Here is a 17,130-nt window from a genome sequence, read left to right as displayed (position 1 = left end):
GAAACAAGCCATCAACCAAATGGCCGTAGCCTTTCCCGCCCGCTTCGACAAATACCTATAAACCTAGCCCCACACACAAACAACTTGACACGCTCAGCATGGCTGTAATAGCCATTTTTAAGTAGAACCCTCGACTACGTCCTGTCCTATCGCAGAGAGTGTCGAGTCGTTCAATGATTTCGTCTGGCATCCGTACAGACACCACACGTCCGGAAGGGTGGGGAGATTGTTTCATGTGCAGGATCCTCTCTTTGGCAGCAATGGTAAACAATGTTTACTCTCTGCGAGACTGGTGGAGTCTTTTCAAAACTCTTCAATGGCACCATGGGTAGCACGCACCAAAGAGAGGGAGGAAGGACAACCCCATGGACGCACTGCCCTTTATCGAATCACCAACCACGTGCCCGGCAGCTAGCACTCATCGCCATACCAGCCTGGATGCTCATTGCCCAGATACGGCGCGCAGGACTGGTGGCAGGAATCATCAGAGCCATCGGTGGAGTGATCGCCTGGGTGATCATCTGGTACTTCCTTACCTTCGTCGGCGTGATGATTGGCTCCATGGCCGACCACTACGAGCGCGCCACGGACGAGACCAACGACTCGCCATACTCCAACACGTATGAAGACGCGCCCGCCAACCCCGGCGAGTACTACGACCCGAACGAACAGCAGTAGTCGCTGTCACCAATGCCGAAGACTGTCTTTGTCTCTACTGACTACTGGCCACCATTGTCATGGTCACCATCGCCGTCAGCGCCACTGAGGGCGCTGGCGGCTTCGTCATCGTCCTGGCACTCACTGTCGCCAGTATGCGACTCGTCTTCTCTAGGCGAATCGTTCACACTAGGAGAAGACTCCTTAGCAGTCTTGAGCATTGCGTTGAAATCTCGCTGGCTCATACCGACGAGCTCGCGCACAAATTCCTTAGCTTCGCCTAGGTCGATAATGGACTGTGAGACTTCACCAATCTTTCCGTTCAACTCGTCTCGCTGATCAATAAGGCTGAGCAACGAGTTGGTGCTCTTTTTCCGGTCGCGCAGCTTACGCTGTCCTTCTTCGAGATGCTGACGCAGTTCCTGACGCTTCTTCAAACTTCTACTTGCGGTAACCATAAACCCACAATGCCAGCGAACACACCGCCCCGCTCCTGACACAAACACCACGCGGGAAGTTCGGCGTAATCGGAAGCAAGCAGTGGACTATCCCTGCAGGCTTTCGACAGCGCTGTAGGCCTGTCACGGCGGGCGCGAGCGCCCTTTCCACAACACACTATTGGCACTCTTAGTGTTAATCGGGTTTTGGCTGCTAGACTAGGGCGCATGATGACCCTGCGCGTAGTCAACAGCGGAACAGGTTATGAGTACCTGTTGCGCTCTGTGGCTACCAATGATGGGCCGACAGACGCGCCAAGTTTGTCGAAGTATTACGACGCGAAAGGAACCCCGACAGGTCGTTGGCTAGGTGCTGGGTTGGCCGGTTTGAACACCGAAACGGTCGCCCAAGGTGGGGAAGTTACCGAGTCTCAAATGGCCGCATTGTACGGCGAAGGTCTGCACCCAGATGCGGATATGAAGATGTCCGAGGGGCAGAAAATCAAGGACGTCCAGCTGGGTCGTCCGTTTGCTAACTTCACGAATGATGTCCCGGTTTTGGTCGCTTTACGTGACGCGGAACGCCGCCATAGGCAGACAACTGGCACGTTGATGAGCAAGCAGGAGCGAGCCGAGTTAGTCCAGGATATTGGCCGGGAGTTCTTCATTGAAGAACACGGAGTCGAGCCGCAATCGGGCCGGGAAGTCGTCAACTGGGTCAACGGATTAAAAGACAATGTGCGTCAGTCTGTCTCAGGTTTTGACCTGACGTTTTCGCCCGCTAAGTCCGTGTCGGTGGCGTGGGCGTTGTCCGATGAGAAGACCGCGCGGCGTATTGAGGCGCTTCATCACCAGGCCGTGAGTGAGGCTATAGCGTGGGCAGAAGACAACGTGATCTTCACTCGCTCTGGCAAGCAAGGGCGCGAACAAATCAAGACAAAAGGTGTTATTGCGTCCGAGTTTAAGCACTACGATACGCGCGCAGGAGACCCTGATCTGCACTCGCACGTGCTGGTATCCAACAAGGTTCAAGCCGAAGATGGACGTTGGCTATCGCTTGATTCCAAGGCACTACATAAGCAGGCTCAGGCTATTTCTCACCGCTATGACTCCATCTTGAACACCCTGCTTTCTAACGAGATGGGCTACACATTCACCGCCTGTGACCACGGGGCAAATAAGGAACCCACGTGGGAAATCGACGGTATTTCCGCCTCGCTGATGGAGTCGTTTTCTAAGCGTCGACGCGGCGCACAGCCGGTCTACAAGCGACTGGTGGAAGAGTTTGTTGCCGAGCGTGGCGCAACCCCTAACTCGGTTGAGGTGGGTCGTTTGTGGCAGCAAGCTATCTTGGAAACCCGTGACGCGAAGCGTGAACCAGAAAGCCTCACAGAGCTTCGAGCAGGCTGGAAAGCGGAAGTTTCTGCCCGCGATACTGGGGCAGAAGAACTCGCTGCAATCAACCAACTTGCCGCAGATTCTGGCCGCGATGAGCGTCCAATCTTTCACGCAGAGGAACACCTTCCGGGTCTTATTGACGAGGTTTTAGACACAGTTACCAGGCGTCGCTCTTACTTTCGCGCCTCGCATGTAGCTACTGCGGCGGGCGGAAAACTCCAGGGCTATCGCTTCGCCTCACTTGCCGAGCGCGACCTTATCCACGCCACTGTGGTGGAAGCAATTGTGCGCGATAAGGCCATTTCCTTGAACGATTTTGACGTCCTGGAACTACCCGAAGCACTCAAAAACGCGGCAGGTAAAGCCCGCGATACCCGCGCTGATAGTGAGCTTTATACCACCCAGGACATTCTCGATACCGAAGACAAAGCACTGGGCGCACTCAACGAGCCGGTGGCTGCATTCGCACCGTCTGCAGCGATTGATACAGCACTAGAAGAGCACGAAGCAGAGGCTGAGTTCCGCCTTAACACAGGGCAGGAATCCATGGCGCGCTACCTCCTTACCTGCGGCACACTGGCCGCTACCGGCGTAGGCCCGGCAGGTACCGGCAAGACCGCATCTATGCGTCTGGTTGCCAACGTGTGGGCCAATGAAGGCCGCAACGTGATTGGCTTGGCCCCGTCTGCTCAGGCGGCAGAGGTGTTGTCGAAAGACTTAGGCTTTGACGCTTTTACCATCGACAAACTCACCTACACCTGGCGCGGTAACCACCCGACAAAGCCCGGCCATAGTCTTAAAGACCTTCCGGTATCCATTAACGCAGGCGATATGATAATCGTTGACGAGGCCGGCATGGCCTCTACTCCTAACATCGGGTCACTGTTAGAAATTGCCGAAGAGGCAGGCGCAGTCGTGCGCTTTATCGGCGACCATAAACAGCTCGGCGCGGTCGAAAACGGCGGACTTTTCGGCGCTATGGTCAACGCCGCAGACCGCACCGATAACCAACTATCCGAAGTCGTACGCTTCGGCGGAGATAGTGAGCAATCTGCTACCAGCTTGCGCTTGCGTGAAGGAGATTCGTCTACTTTCGACTTCTATCTAGAGCGTGGTTGGGTCAATGGCGGCGCACGCGGCGACATGCTGGATAAGGCCGCAGCAGACTACCTGGCAGATATTTCTAGCGGTAAAACCAGTCTTCTTATTGCTGCTACCAACCGCGATGTGGCAGAACTCAACGAGACAATCCGCGCCCACTACATCGCTCACAGCGTTGTTGACACCACCGTGGAAGCCCAGCTTTCTAGAGGCGAAAAAGCAGGCGTAGGCGATACGATTCTGGCGCGTAAAAACCAGACTTTCTACGACGATGAGACTGCTACCAGTACCCGTATTAACAACGGCACGCTGCTTACCGTTACTGCCATTGCCGATGACGGAAGTATCACCGCCCGCAACCAAACCACCGGCGAGGCGCTGTGCCTTCCAGCAGACTACGTACGAGGCAATGTGCAGCTAGGCTACGCCGCTACCGTCCACCGCGCCCAGGGCAGCACCGTGGACTGCACCCGCGCCGTCATCGACCACCACGTCGATAGGGCAGGGCTGTATGTTGCACTCACCCGAGGAAAAATCGTCAACCACATCTATGCGGTCACCGAACACCAGCTAGATGAACTTGCCGAAGAAGGCCACTACCACTACCAAGGAATAGACCACGCCCCGAGTGCTAGGGACGTCTTTAATAAGGCAATCTCACGCGATAACAGCCCGAAGGCTGCACGCGAGGTCATCGCCGACGTCGTAGACGAGCAAACCTCACCCGATCGCATCATGGGCCTGTGGCTTATGGGCAAAGACGAAGCCACCAACGACTTCATCGACGCCTACCTACCCGACTGGATCGACACCCTGCCCGGTGATCTTGCTAGAAAGATTGAAGCCAGCGACGACGGTGTCGCACCTATTTGCTATGGCTGGGCACAGCTTATTGATGCAGGCATTGACCCGCGTACCGTCATGGACTCGGCTACCCGCGATATTGACAATGCTCATGATCCGGCACGGCTTATCCGCTACCGCCTAGATGAACAGCTCCGCCAGCTTGATACGGGCAAACGCAACCAACTACCACCTATCTCCAGGCATGCGGACATGGAACTCGATACCTGGCTTCGCACCCACAACCCTTACGACCGCGCGGAGACCACCCGCCTTACAGGTCAAGAACACAACCTCAACCGGCTTAACCAGTCTGTGCTGGCAGAGCACGCACGCTTTGCGCGCTCGAAAGTTGAGTCTCTTACTTGGCAGGAAGCAAGTATTACTACTCGCCTCCACGAAGACAAGAATGCCGCTGTCAACGAGGTAAAGGCTAACTATCAGCAGATAGCACTTGATGCTGCGCGTATTCGCGCCTATGAGCAGGCTATGGCAGACCACAGTGCGGCCCTTCGTGAAGAAGAAGCTGCCCTGGCAGACATTGAGCACCAGCGCCTACTGGCAGAGGACTACACCCGCCCGGTTGCAGACCAAGCCTACGACCACGACGCCGTGGGCTATGGCACCTACCAACAGCGCATAGACCAGGCGCACACGCGCCTTGATATGGCCCAACAGCAGCGCAAGCGTGCCCAGCAGGCCATTGAAGATACCGGCGCTAACCTGCCGGAGTCAGGTCTGTGGGAGGAAATCTGCTACCGTGCCGACGATCAAGAAGAATGGGACAAACGCCTGCGCGAAGCCGAACACCACGACAGCGAGCACACCGATAGACTGCAACAGCGCCTCGATACCATTCGCCGCGAGAAAATGGACTTCGCCGACCGTGCTGATATTGCTACGCGCTTGCGTGCAGAAGAAATCCCTCACGATGTTGCCGACCATGCAGGCTATATCGCTGATGAAGTAAACCTGCTGGCCGCACAACGCACCTACGAACTACGCCGCCTTGGCATAGATGAACCTGCTCAAGAGGCAGTCCGCGAGATGATGGCAGATACCATCGCCGCTGCTTACGAACCGGACAACACTGACTATGACGAGCCAGATACCTCCTACAACGAGGTGGAGGAAGAACCACCAGCACCTGAGACCACCCCAGAACCGAAGCTCCACCCCGGCGCACAAGCAAGCATGGACTTTATCGCAAGTCTCGGACTAGACGACGCACCGCACATCATCACTACCCACAGCAACAACCACGACAACGAGGGACAAGCCCCCACCGACGATCTTGAAGAAGAACAGGGCCCAGAGCTTTAGAAAACAGTGAGGTCAAAGCTCTAGAGATGCATGTGTATATACCTACATACACATGTGCGTATGTAGGTATATACACCGGGCAATCAGCTTCTTTCCTCGAGCCATCGTGTTGCCCACTCTTCAAAAAGCTGGGAGATGCTCTTCTCTTCTTCCACTGCGGCGAGCTTGAGCTCTTTAATCAATTGTCGATCACGGACGTACAACTGAAGTCGTGTCGCTTTATCATTAGCTTGAGCGAACATCTTTGTTGAAGGCGAGCTCTCCAACCTATTTCCAGACGATTCTTCTCGCGCCTTATTCTTAACCTTTGGAATTGCCATCATCTACCCCTTAATCCTCAAATGCTGCGACTACTTCTCGGGCCAAAGAATCCCACACCTTCGTACTGCTGGGCTTTGTTCCGAAAACACGCCGTGTAGCCGCCCTAGTCGGGATGACTGTTTCAGCAAGCGCTGCAGTCTCATCACCCTCCAGCTCGGCATGGACTTCATCTAGAAGTTTTTCCCTCCTGTCGACATTCGCCAGAACAACTGCTGTTGGTATCCCCATTTCTATTAGCCAAGAAAGCGTTACCTGAGTTCGATCAATATCCATCGGGGAAACACCAGTTGGAAGAAGGACTAAATCGGCAGCCTCGGCGCTTTCGGTTATGAAAGATAAACCACCTGGAGGGGTATCGACTATAAGAAAATCCGGATTGTTCCCCCTTCTGACAACTCCAGAGAAATCACTTGAGCTGCGGACAGATTCGATAGGAAATGGAAAATCCTTCACTTTGGTTGCCCATCGGGTAGCAGATTGCTGGGGGTCGCCGTCTGCGACTGCGACCGTATAGCCCAGCTTCCGAATTGCCTCTGCGAGCATTACCGAAAGTGTGGTCTTTCCCGTACCACCCTTCGACTGAATTACGGAAATTACTCGAGTCATACAAAAAGAATAGATTCAGGAAGGATTTACCTGGGTAGTGACATACATATGTGTGTATATCATGCTATACGTATGACACTCGTTAAGTGGAGAGCTGAACTGAAAATCACTTTATACCCATGTACTGATATACACATATGTGTATATACGCATTCTTAAATTTAAAGCTATCCACTTGCCGAGGGATACTCCGGTTGCGGGCGCGCTGTAAGGCGGTATGGTTTTGGGTGTCCGCAGCGCGCTTCCCCCGGCGCATAGTCGGACGGAAGGAAAATAAAAAAGCCACGACTCCCGCACCCCCGTAGGTGGCTTCTCCCCTAGTGCTTCCAACGACGAGAAGCACTAGGGGAGTTTCCTTTATTGCGCGTTTTCCAGCCTTTCTTTGAGGCTGGTGGCTAAGTCTAGAAGCTCGTCAGGATTATCTGCAGGCCTCTGTTGAGACAGATTCCGTTGTGCTGCGCGTACGAACTGAGCGAGCGTGCCGGCGTCGCGGGCCAGTGGGGAAGTGGCAGGTAACTCCGCTTGTATTGCTCGTAGGTGCTTGGCGGCACTGTTGGCGGCGTCGAGTGCATACTCGTAGTCTCCAGTATCCCCGTGCGCCCCAATAAACAACGTACACAGGTGCGTGTCCTGGGCTTCATGCACAATGTCCGTCACGCTGATCCTTTCACCATCCTCAGTACTGTTTTTCTTAGCGGCAGGCGTTGGAATAAGGTCTGCCGCTTTCCACGCAATACATCCTGCGGCACCCTGGCAGACGGTACCGATAGTCAGTTTTAAGAACTTCCACCACGAGGCATTCACCACTCCAGGCGTAGCGAATATTTCGACCCCAGCTGGGATGACCGCTATAAATGTCACGAAAACTAGACCAGTAATCAACATTGGGGGTTTCGGGTGCTGTTGCAAAGTTCGGGCGACAGCACCATATTTTCTATGATTTTGACGATATCTAATGCGGATATCACCATCGCGCCTTACACTAAGAGAGTCCTTCCAATCCAATCTACTTAAGGAGTTCCCTTTGAATAAGACAAGGACGGCAGCTGCTTTGGCTGGCATATTACTGACCTCTACCTTGGGTGTAACTACAGCATCAGCACAGGAAGCTGCAAGTATTAAAAACAATACGGTGGCAGAGAAGTCACCTTCTGAATCATTAACGGGTTTGTTGAGCCCTAGGGAAATTGAAGAAGCTAAGACAAACGGATCCCCTGTCTTTGAAATCACAAAGGGCACCGACCGTGGATTTGATGCGAAGGTCTATAATGCTTCTATCAAGCAAAAAGGAGATAAGCTATCCCTAATAGATAAAAATGGACGAGAGTCACTATATCTAAATTCTCATGTTCTGTTAACTGACGGATCTTCAGTTAAAGTCAACTATAAAGTGACCGGAAGTAAAATAACCGGAACATTTGAGAAACCAGTTCCTAAAAATAAGGTTGTAATCAGCGGCGCTCAGGAACGTGGAGCGGCTACTTGTGCTGCGGGCGTTCTAACGTCTATCGGGGCAGTGACGGGTGGAGCTGCAGGAATTCTTTCCGCCCCCGCAACCGGGCCAGTTGGGCCATTGGCAACGGTTGCCGCTGCTACGTCAATAGCTGGAACCGTTGGTGGAACTGCTGCTGCCTGCAGCGGCCGTGGGTAAAGAGATCCAATTTCTAGGATTGTGAGGAAATATGCGCGAATTATCAATACTAATCGCCGCTTTGTTTGCGCTGATGATTGGAGTTGGGGTATTCACTTTTTCAATATCCACATCTAATCCTTCAACAGGAATTTTGATCAGCTCGGGTGCGTGTGCGCTAATTGGCGCTTTCAGCACTTTTCTTGCTGCCAAAAAGTTCCAAGAGTCAAGGAACCAATAAAAACTCCTGATCCCCTCTTAACCTGCGATCATCACTCACTTTTTCATTGCAGGTTCAGGGGGTGCTCCCTATTTATTTCAGAAATAAGGTTTTTATAATAAAACCATTAATTCGAAAGATTTCAGCAGTCTCTCTGTCTACCATTTCTCTTGGTTTCGCCGTGTCCACTGCGGACGCTTCGGCTGCGGAACCAACGGGGTCATCAAGCGTACTGCAATCCATCAAGTACCAATCTTGCCTTGCGAATGCAGGTCACTCGCCTTTGTTTAACCGACCCGCCACCGTGACTCCCATCAGCCCACAAGAACTGTGTAAGGAACTGCTCAAGTAATATTCGAAAGCATAAAAGGTTGGAGGCACTTAAATACACCCAACCTTTTCTTCTATATACGGTGCTGTTGCAAACTTCAGGCGGAGAGCCGTGACGACCCAGTCTTCATCCTCTGATGCTCGCTGCGGGTCGGCGTTCTCAGGCAGCCTCGAACACCCGGCTGACGATCACCGCATCCGGGTTCGGTTGCCCGTAGGCAAACATCGCGCCCTGGCCTTTCCGTAATGAGTGCATCGCTTCCATCCCTTTCAACGTCCGGTACGCCGAGGTCCGGTTTTTGAACGCCCCCTTCGGTCCGAGGATCCGTTTCAGCCGCCCATGATCTCCTTCAATGACGTTATTGAGGTATTTCACCTGCCGGTGTTCCACGGTCTGCGGGCAGATTCCCTCTGACTTCAACTCGGCGATTGCCCTGGCCAGGGAGGGTGCTTTATCGGTGTTGATCACCCGCGGGAACCCGGTTATCGTGTTCGACCTCAGGGTCTTGGCCAGGAAACGCTTCGCTGCGGCGACGTTACGCTTTGGGGACAGGTAAAAATCCAGGGTATGCCCGCCCGCGGTGATGGCCCGATAGAGGTAGCACCACTTTCCCCGACCCGGATATAGGTCTCGTCCACCCGCCAGGACCGGGCCTGCCAATCCGGGACTTGTCGGTACCACCGGGTCTGCTTGTCCAGCTCAGGAGCATATTTCTGGACCCAGCGGTAGATGGTGCTGTGATCGACCGGTACGCCGCGTTCGGTCATCATTTCTTCCAGATCGCGGTAGCTGAGCCCGTAGCGGCAGTACCACCGGACCGCCCACAGGATGATTTCACGGGGGGAAATGACGACCGGAGAAGATGCCCATGGCTGTGATTATTTCACGCAGGTCTTCCTGTCGCCCGAACTTTGCAACAGCACCCCTAATGTACTCTTCACAGATCCCCTCGCTCCTGAGAATCGCGGCAAGGGCAACGACCTGCAATAAGCACAGGTCGGGGTTCCCGTTTTGAGAAATGGGTCGCTGTCAGGGTTGCGACCCCTAATGTTTAATGGGATTGCTACTGCGATTGCAACCCTTATTGGTTAATAGGGATGCAACTTAGGTTGCATCCCCAATTCAAGACAAACCCCGCCCGGTTATGGGTAAACAACGTTTACACCCGGGTTATGAGGTGGCCAGGCTGGCGCATCAACTCACTGTTCCCACTCGTCTATCTGCACAAGATCTCGTTTCTCCCCTCCCTCAGTAACAGGGGCAAAAGGGGGATTGCCACTGACCTCTCTCCACAGTTCCTGCCAAGAGTGCGATTCCACTAATCGGCTCAATTTTTCGACCCGTTCAAAAATGGGGTAGGGCATAGAGATTTTCATGTTCACTTCTGGCATCCAGACCGTGTACCCTTCTGAGGTTTGACCTCGTTCGCCAGGATAAGCTTTGATGATCTCCATAAACGGCCAGCAGTATGCGGTGTCTACGAGCGTTTTAAATTCATCGTCAGAATATAGAGACTCCACCGGAGCCCCGGGAGGGTCGACCATATATCCACTCCAGTGGCCGTTTTCGAAATAAGATAGGGAAGCAATCCTTGGGGCACCGCTACCGACGAGTTGTAGTACTTCGGCTGGCGCTTCACGCAACTGTTTTTTCGCCTTTTCGACGGGAGGTTGGGAGAATCCATTTGTTCGCCCTTTCGCCTCTAAGAGCAATCTCCCTAGACTGTTCGCTGTCGCGCCTTGCCTGTAGCCCACGAGGTCGGGTCGTTGGACGTTTCCTATTTCCTTTCCGAGAATTTCCAGTACCGCATCGACGTGCACCAAATGGGGTGTGTTCCACAGCTTCTTGGCCATAATGGCCGACAGAACCATACCCAGGTAGTAGCTCACTGCACTTTTCTCACTGGGGTCGAGGCGCTTATATGAAGGATTTTGCTTCCAGCCACCTGAAGTTTGGTCCAAGTTCGCCAGGATCATGTTTACTCGCCATAAAAACTCGCGCCATGTGCGCGGCCGATATCCAAAAACTGCCGAGGTTGCCCCGACTTCTGCGGCGGCCTTGTAGACCTCATCGGATGAGACATCAATAGGAGAGCTGCCGTTTGGCCAAGGCCTACCTCTTCGCCAAGAGGTAGGCCTTGGCAAAGAGGTAGGGAAATTTACAGTTGTGATCTCAATCTGAGGCATGGGATATCTACTTTCATATTAGAAATATCAGTTGATCGCGTATCGCGATTGAGGAACGGTACTTGTCTATATCTCGCTGGAATGAGCCGTAGGCAGACGTCCATAAAACATCTCACGCACCCCACAATACGGGGCGGGGTGCGGGGATAGCCCCGTCATAAAATACGTGTTGCGTGCAGGTCGCAAGTCCGCCACATGCGCGTGGGATCACCCGTAGCCATCTTGTAATCGGTGGTACACCCTATTGTTACGCCGGTGTGCGGCAGAATGTTTCCTGTAAAATAGGGCCGTTCCTAGCATTGTTTTACACGTGTCTAGCGGGGTCTAAGCCTTATGTTTACAGAAAGTGGTGAGTGTGATGTTATCGTCTGACGGTTTCCATATTGAAAGTCATATTGACTCTGTACCCGCGTTGGCGCGGGTGAAAGATCTGCATGGTGGACTCTCGTCGGGGCAGCAGGCGTTGGGCAGGATTGTACAATCCTTGCTTGCTGACGCTGATGGCCTCGACGGTGTTCAGCTTTATGCCCTCTCGGATGCAATCGAGTCGTATCGTGATGCAGTCATAGAACAAGAGAATGCCGCCTTTAAACCTTCGCGGAGCGAAGACTAATGGTCAATGACTCTGGTTCGCATGGGCAGCGGGTGGGCTATATCCGTGTCTCCACGGTGGAGCAGAATAATCAGCGCCAGAAAGAACTACTCAATGCTTCCGGCAGGATTGACCGGTTTTTTGAAGATAGGATTTCCGGCCGCACCAAGACTGCCCGCCCTGGACTTGTCGAGTGTATGGCGTACGTGCGAGACGGTGACGAACTTGTCGTGTCGTCGATTGACCGTCTCGCCCGATCGCTGACAGATCTGCGCGGTATTGTTGATGAACTTACCGGCAAGGGTGTGACTGTTACTTTCCTGCATGAGAATCTCGCGTTTGCGAAAGACACGTCCGATCCGCGCGCGGATTTAATGCTCGGAATTCTCGGTAGCTTCGCGGAGTTTGAGCGGGCCATTATCCGCGAGCGCCAGGCGGAGGGGATTGCGTTGGCGAAAAAGGCCGGAAAGTACAAAGGCCGCAAACCCGCTCTTAGCCCGCAGCAAGTAGCGGAGATTAAACGGCGCATATTGGCAGGGGAGTCAAAGGCAGCACTAGCGCGGGAATTTGGGGTAACCCGTCCTACGGTGTATCGAGCATTGAAAAACACCTAGGGTAGTGCAGCCGTGATGGTAGATCAGCGCGCCCATGAGCCCCGTCATATGTCTTGCCATATGGCGGGACATATGTTTAGGCATATGCTAAAGCATATGTCGGCAGTTATGTAGCACTGCCAGCATTTTCGTGCGTCTAGATAGGGTGACAGGCAGAGAAATTAGCGGTGTTGAGTGCAGCTGCAAGTAGCACTGTACGGGTTTCCCCTCATGGGCGGCTTTTATAAAGGCAGGGGTGAAATCATGCTTCTAGGTCTCGTCAGGGGTGGCTGCTAACGTTAGTGCCGGTTCACAATCATGCCCCGCCACCTGTGGTGGGGCGTGGGCGTGACTTCCTCGTCGGTGCGCGGTAAGGCCCGCGCGTGACGTGGGCTGTCCCGCGCGCCTTTTTCAGGCGAGCGGACAACCCTACGACGTAAAGGGAGGTAGACAATGGGTAAACACTCATTGGATACACCCGGTCGCAAAAGAAAAGACCTTGATGCCACCAAGCTTGACTGGCTAGATGTGGCTACCAAGGTCATAGTTCTTGTGACCGTAATCGTGAAGCTCGTTACCGCGATGCTTCACGTGGGTCTTTAGGCCCGAGGGTCTCAACGAGCTGGCACTCGTTGGGGCCCTTTTTATTGTGCAGCCGCAATTCAGGGATGAACTGTGCTGTCACTTTTTAGGCTAATGGGCGCGCGAAGGTTTCGCAATACTCCCACACTGAGCCCGTAGCCCTCCTTTTCTCTACTGCGGGCGGGAATCTGCGTATTCGTGCGCCCGCGAGTCCTGCCATATGGCGGAACATATGTTTAGGCATATGTTATAGCGTATGTTCCGCCATATGCTAAAGCATATGTTCTGTGTTATGCAGGTTTACCTGCTAGTTCTTGTGTTTAGGCGGAGTCCGAAAATGGTAATCCACAAGGCTAGTAGGCCGAAGGAGATGAGCAGTGCGGCCAGTTCTCGCGAGAGACCGGCCTGGGTGAAAAGGAAGGAGGGGACAAGGATCATTGCTGCGCTTATGCTGCCTCCAAGCGCGGCGTAATACATACGGTCTTCTGGCCGTTCGCGGCGGATGGTCTGGATGATTAAGACGAAAAGTACTGCGAGTGCGGCGAGGGTGATGGTCGTGTACATTCCTTCTCCTTTCGGGACTGGTGCCCATTTTATCGGTGAGGGTGTGCACGGTCTGTGTGCTGCGTTTTCCAAGAGTCAGGGTGTGTTAGTGTTATCCCCCGTAAGATCCTGATGAGCAGTTGAACAAACTGCACCACCGGAAGTAACAAACTCGAAAGGGTATGTTACCTCCGGTTTCTTTCATTTTTCAATCTTTGAGGTGCGAAGATTGCACGCGTGGGGATTGAGGGTGTGAATCCCACTGTCGTGGGTTTGATGAGGTAGTCGATGTTGCGGAAGCTTTGGCATCGGCGTGCGTTGTGCTCCGTACGTTGTTTCAAAAACGGGTTTCATCAAACGGAACAAAACCTGGGACACTTCATATCCCACCCCAGGCCTAATGACTTGGGTGCAGCGGCAACGCTCATCCGATTTAGGCAGAGTCGTTGCAGGATCCAGTGGGTCACCTGGTCCGTGGTCTTTGAATTGTCGGGCGCGCAGGCAAGGCCAGCACGGAAGATCTTCTGCAAGCAACGCTTGTTGGTGCACCGGTAGCGTGGAAGGCGCACATGAAGTTGTTGGGTGGCCGACGATGGGCAGATCGACCAGGCTGCGGATGACGTGGTCGCGGAATACTCCAGGCTGCCCGCAGGTAGGGCATTCATTGATCGGCTCGACGGGTTCGGCTTCAATAACAGTGACGTCACCGTTTTCTGTGGCACCGGTGATAGTAGTTCCTAGTTTTGCGGTGCGGCAGATGGTATCGACGATGACATTTCCGTTAGGCTGCACAGTAGGTCCTTAGTTTTGTACGGATGGATTAGATACCTTTTTCCTACAAAGCCAAGGACCCCAATATCTTGTGCCACGCCCGAACCCCCGGCGAACTAATCAATGCACTCTAAAACCGGAAGAGCCCTTTTAGTACTACTGGTGGATTTCGGTTTTGGTGGGGATTAACGCCGCCGGCTTCGGTTTTTCCGTTGAGGAGGTCGTTGACTACTTCCCGATGGTGAAATGGGTCGATGGTGAGGTAGAGAGGAACCAGTCACCTGGAAGAGATCGATCCAGTCGTTGGTGTGCAATCTGGGAGGTAGGGTCGCGGGGTCGATTCCTCGCGAGCGCAACCATGATTGTGTTTCTGAACGTGATGAAAACAACCCTGCCCTTCGGAGAATTTCCCCTATCCCGCGTCCCCGGGCAGTGAAAACGGTGTGCACCATCGCCTGAAAGGCTTTGCGCTGCTCTATCGGAATCTTCGGGTCACCCACCCGGCGGATCACTAAGATCCCCCCGTCAACGTTTGGCTGTGGCCGGAAAGCAGACCTTGGTACCCGAGAACCCAGGTGAAATGTGAACCATGGGGACCACTGAGCCGTCATCATCGTGCTTGCGCCTACCCCGGCCCGGCGGCGAGCGACTTCCCACTGCATGAGGAGTACAGCGTCAGTCCATGCTGGCGCATGCAGCAACTTTCGAAGAATGGCAGTGGTGAGGTGAAAGGGAATGTTTCCCACAATGACGCAGGGAGTGGCGGGTAACCGGAAGTTAAGGAAATCATCATGGACCACTTCGACCGCCGCCGAGGAGGTTTCTTGTGTGATTTTGGCAGCTAGTTTTGCGTCCACTTCAACTGCCGTTATCGCCCTCCCCAAGTGGGCCATCGGGTGAGTGAGGGCACCGCTTCCTGGTCCGATCTCAATGATGGGGCCGGAGGTTTGTTTCACAAGGTCGATGATGGAGTTGATGATCTTGTGGTTGGTGAGAAAATTTTGGCCATGCTCGTGACGGCCGTGTCCGTATGCAGACATCAGGTGTGCTCCTTGGATTTGAAAGGGAGCCGGGCATGACAAATAGCCGCCCGGCTAAAGGACCGGAGCGGTTTTTAACCTACGGGGTAGGAAACCGCCTTAGCGGTTGGTGCGCAACCGCAAGAAAGCGGTACCTGAAATCAACATGGGTCTAATTATATCCATTTAAATTCGCGGGTGTGAAGTGTCCCAGGTTTTGTTCCGTTTGAGTAGATGGGAAAATCTGGAATATGCCAAGAAAATTTGACCAGGATGCGAAGGATCGTGTGGTCCGTCTTGTAGAGGACCGCATCTTGGCGGAAAATATGTCGATGCAAGCCGCGTGCCAGGCAGTAGCCCCAAAGCTGGGGGTGTCATGGCACACAGCCCGTCAATGGACCCAACAGGCCCGCCGTGCGGGAAACATCCCAGAACCCGTGCCTGAAGATCTGGCCGCCGAAAACGCGAGGCTTCGCCGTGAAAATCAAGAGCTACGCGACACCAATGAACTTTTAAAGGCTGCCTCAGCTTTTTTCGCGTCGGAACTCGACCCAAAACGTCGGAAATGATCCGGTTCATCGATGAATACCGGAATCGTTTCTCTGTCGAGTTCATCTGTAAGACGTTGAAGAAAAACCGCGCTGGTGGGTTCATCACCTCGCGTGGGTATCGTCAGTCCAAGGCCCGTGGGGTAAGTGCTCGCGGCCTTCGTGATGCTGTGCTGGTTGAACGCATTAGTGCTATCCATCGGGATAATTACGGCATCTACGGTGTGCGGAAAATGTGGCATGCTCTTCATCGTGACGGAATCGATATCGGTCGTGAACAAACCGCGCGGCTGATGCGTCTAGCCGGTGTATCAGGCAAAGGCAAAGGCCGCTCGCCTATGACCACTCGCACACCTCAAAGGCCGGATTTGCGCCCGGACTTGGTGGAGCGAGAATTCAAAGCCGAAGGCCCGAACAAGCTGTGGGTGGCTGATATTACCTACGTGCGCACGAAGAAAGGCTTTGTGTATGCCGCGTTTGTCACCGATGTTTACTCCCGACGGATCGTTGGGTGGGCGTTATCAGATTCCATGCGCACCGAAGCGTTGCCGCTGCAAGCTCTCAACCAGGCGATCGCGTCTGCTGAGGAAACAACAGGTCTCATTCATCATTCGGATCACGGCTCGCAGTATGTCAGCGTTGTCTACAACGAGCGTCTTGCCCAGCACGGGATTGCCGCTTCCACCGGAACTGTTGGCGACTCCTATGACAATGCTCTGGCGGAAAACGTTAATGGTTCCTACAAAAACGAGCTGATCCATACTCGCAGGTGGGATGAGGTTGTCGAGGTGGAAATCGCGACGTTTGAGTGGGTGTCATGGTGGAACGAGACGAGGCTTCACCAAAGCTTGGGCTACCGCACGCCAGCTGAAGTGGAAACCGAATTTTGGGACCAGCACCCGCCGCAAGCAATAATAGAAATCAAGGCAAACGCCTAGGAACAAAACCCGGGGCACTTCACAGCTGTGGCAGGTCTGTCAAGAACTAGGGATTGCACAATCGGTCGGCCGTACTGGTGTCTGCTTTGACAATGCGATGGCCGAGTCGTTCTGGTCGACATTGAAGACCGAATTTTACGATCGGAAGGAATGGCGAACCCGCAACGAAGCCCGGAAGGCGGTGGCTCGCTGGATTGAGATTGTCTACAACCGGCGCCGTCGCCACTCGTCCATCGGGATGGTAAGCCCCGTCGATTTCGAAGCCCAGCTCGCTGATCAAAATGGTAATAAGAAGGCCGCTGCTTAACCCCTAAGCAGCTTAACTACGTGTCCACGATTTGCGGGCAACCCCAGTACGGCGTCGTGTTCTTGCCTGCGGGCTAGTTCTTTGACTGCTTCGAGCTTGGCGCGGCGCTCGTCTGGCGTGTGTGGGGGCTGCATGGTGCCTTAGTCTCCTTTCGGATTAGCGACACCGCCCGTGTTGTGCTTTG

16 protein-coding genes and 3 pseudogenes are annotated in these 17,130 nt (G+C 53.8%); 7 read left to right on the top strand and 12 right to left on the bottom strand.

Annotated elements, in window-relative coordinates:
* Window positions 1–55: 55 nt before the first annotated feature.
* Entirely contained in the window at window positions 56–235 is a 180-nt protein-coding gene (locus HMPREF1257_RS12020) for a ribbon-helix-helix domain-containing protein (RefSeq protein WP_084529672.1), read from the bottom strand.
* 278 nt (window positions 236–513) lie between these two features.
* Here HMPREF1257_RS12020 and HMPREF1257_RS12310 point away from each other — a divergent pair, with 278 nt between their 5' ends.
* Window positions 514–678: a hypothetical protein gene (locus HMPREF1257_RS12310; protein WP_156904636.1), complete on the top strand. Its 165-nt coding sequence runs from the start codon at window positions 514–516 to the stop codon at window positions 676–678.
* 41 nt (window positions 679–719) lie between these two features.
* Here HMPREF1257_RS12310 and HMPREF1257_RS09690 read toward each other — a convergent pair whose 3' ends face one another.
* A complete protein-coding gene (locus HMPREF1257_RS09690) occupies window positions 720–1,115 on the bottom strand; it encodes a hypothetical protein (protein ID WP_034659523.1) in 396 nt (131 codons plus the stop codon).
* A gap of 207 nt (window positions 1,116–1,322) precedes the next feature.
* Here HMPREF1257_RS09690 and mobF point away from each other — a divergent pair, with 207 nt between their 5' ends.
* On the top strand, window positions 1,323–5,759 hold the full coding sequence (mobF, locus tag HMPREF1257_RS09685; RefSeq protein WP_034659525.1) for a MobF family relaxase: 4,437 nt from the start codon (window positions 1,323–1,325) through the stop codon (window positions 5,757–5,759).
* 83 nt (window positions 5,760–5,842) lie between these two features.
* On the opposite strand, the gene HMPREF1257_RS09680 is transcribed toward mobF, so the two are convergent.
* The 3 genes from HMPREF1257_RS09680 to HMPREF1257_RS12545 all read right to left on the bottom strand — a co-directional run bounded on the left by HMPREF1257_RS09680 (window position 5,843) and on the right by HMPREF1257_RS12545 (window position 7,748).
* Window positions 5,843–6,082: a peptide transporter gene (locus HMPREF1257_RS09680; protein WP_232208548.1), complete on the bottom strand. Its 240-nt coding sequence runs from the start codon at window positions 6,080–6,082 to the stop codon at window positions 5,843–5,845.
* A 7-nt stretch (window positions 6,083–6,089) separates the two neighbouring features.
* Window positions 6,090–6,686, bottom strand: coding sequence for a ParA family protein (locus HMPREF1257_RS09675; RefSeq protein WP_023024441.1), 597 nt, complete (start codon window positions 6,684–6,686; stop codon window positions 6,090–6,092).
* Window positions 6,687–7,043: 357 nt separating this feature from the next.
* Window positions 7,044–7,748, bottom strand: coding sequence for a hypothetical protein (locus HMPREF1257_RS12545; protein WP_232211484.1), 705 nt, complete (start codon window positions 7,746–7,748; stop codon window positions 7,044–7,046).
* Here HMPREF1257_RS12545 and HMPREF1257_RS12305 point away from each other — a divergent pair.
* Window positions 7,738–8,337, top strand: a complete 600-nt coding sequence (locus HMPREF1257_RS12305; RefSeq protein WP_156904637.1) for a hypothetical protein — start codon at window positions 7,738–7,740, stop codon at window positions 8,335–8,337. The two genes, HMPREF1257_RS12545 and HMPREF1257_RS12305, sit on opposite strands and share 11 nt — an antisense overlap.
* A 689-nt stretch (window positions 8,338–9,026) precedes the next feature.
* Here HMPREF1257_RS12305 and HMPREF1257_RS09665 read toward each other — a convergent pair.
* Window positions 9,027–9,737: pseudogene (locus tag HMPREF1257_RS09665) on the bottom strand (IS6-like element ISCef5 family transposase).
* Window positions 9,738–10,066: 329 nt separating this feature from the next.
* Window positions 10,067–11,053: a hypothetical protein gene (locus HMPREF1257_RS09660; RefSeq protein WP_023024452.1), complete on the bottom strand. Its 987-nt coding sequence runs from the start codon at window positions 11,051–11,053 to the stop codon at window positions 10,067–10,069.
* Window positions 11,054–11,411: 358 nt separating this feature from the next.
* Here HMPREF1257_RS09660 and HMPREF1257_RS09655 point away from each other — a divergent pair, with 358 nt between their 5' ends.
* Window positions 11,412–11,666 (top strand): hypothetical protein, encoded by a 255-nt coding sequence (locus HMPREF1257_RS09655; protein WP_034659529.1) that lies wholly within the window; start codon window positions 11,412–11,414, stop codon window positions 11,664–11,666.
* Window positions 11,666–12,259 (top strand): recombinase family protein, encoded by a 594-nt coding sequence (locus HMPREF1257_RS09650; RefSeq protein WP_011117489.1) that lies wholly within the window; start codon window positions 11,666–11,668, stop codon window positions 12,257–12,259. Before HMPREF1257_RS09655 ends, HMPREF1257_RS09650 begins: the two co-directional genes overlap by 1 nt.
* An 861-nt stretch (window positions 12,260–13,120) precedes the next feature.
* Here the strand turns inward: HMPREF1257_RS09650 and HMPREF1257_RS09645 are convergent.
* The 4 genes and pseudogenes from HMPREF1257_RS09645 to HMPREF1257_RS12690 all read right to left on the bottom strand — a co-directional run bounded on the left by HMPREF1257_RS09645 (window position 13,121) and on the right by HMPREF1257_RS12690 (window position 15,321).
* Window positions 13,121–13,384: a hypothetical protein gene (locus tag HMPREF1257_RS09645; protein ID WP_023024454.1), complete on the bottom strand. Its 264-nt coding sequence runs from the start codon at window positions 13,382–13,384 to the stop codon at window positions 13,121–13,123.
* A gap of 353 nt (window positions 13,385–13,737) precedes the next feature.
* Window positions 13,738–14,155 (bottom strand): annotated as a pseudogene (locus tag HMPREF1257_RS12430) (transposase family protein); the annotation flags it as partial.
* A 164-nt stretch (window positions 14,156–14,319) separates the two neighbouring features.
* Entirely contained in the window at window positions 14,320–15,174 is an 855-nt protein-coding gene (locus tag HMPREF1257_RS09640) for a 23S rRNA (adenine(2058)-N(6))-methyltransferase Erm(X) (protein ID WP_011117480.1), read from the bottom strand.
* A gap of 99 nt (window positions 15,175–15,273) precedes the next feature.
* Entirely contained in the window at window positions 15,274–15,321 is a 48-nt protein-coding gene (locus HMPREF1257_RS12690) for an erythromycin resistance leader peptide (RefSeq protein ID WP_011116968.1), read from the bottom strand.
* An 83-nt stretch (window positions 15,322–15,404) separates the two neighbouring features.
* Between HMPREF1257_RS12690 and HMPREF1257_RS09630 the strand changes: the two genes are divergently transcribed.
* Together HMPREF1257_RS09630 and HMPREF1257_RS09625 are read left to right on the top strand one after the other, a co-directional pair.
* Window positions 15,405–16,639 (top strand): IS3 family transposase gene (locus tag HMPREF1257_RS09630; protein WP_176453645.1). Its coding sequence is split into 2 segments (ribosomal slippage): window positions 15,405–15,693 and window positions 15,693–16,639, totalling 1,236 coding nucleotides; the frame shifts between segments, so codons are not numbered across the junction.
* Between the two features lie 16 nt (window positions 16,640–16,655).
* Window positions 16,656–16,946: pseudogene (locus HMPREF1257_RS09625) on the top strand (transposase); the annotation flags it as partial.
* Here HMPREF1257_RS09625 and HMPREF1257_RS12295 read toward each other — a convergent pair.
* Complete coding sequence (locus HMPREF1257_RS12295) at window positions 16,943–17,080, bottom strand: hypothetical protein (protein WP_023024419.1); 138 nt, start codon at window positions 17,078–17,080, stop codon at window positions 16,943–16,945. The pseudogene HMPREF1257_RS09625 and the gene HMPREF1257_RS12295 overlap by 4 nt on opposite strands.
* Window positions 17,081–17,130 lie beyond the last annotated feature (50 nt).

Source organism: Corynebacterium sp. KPL1814, assembly GCF_000478175.1.
Taxonomy (GTDB): Bacteria; Actinomycetota; Actinomycetes; order Mycobacteriales; family Mycobacteriaceae; genus Corynebacterium.
The sequence above is the reverse complement of the archived record's forward strand: the minus strand, read 5'-3'. Positions and strand labels throughout refer to the sequence as shown.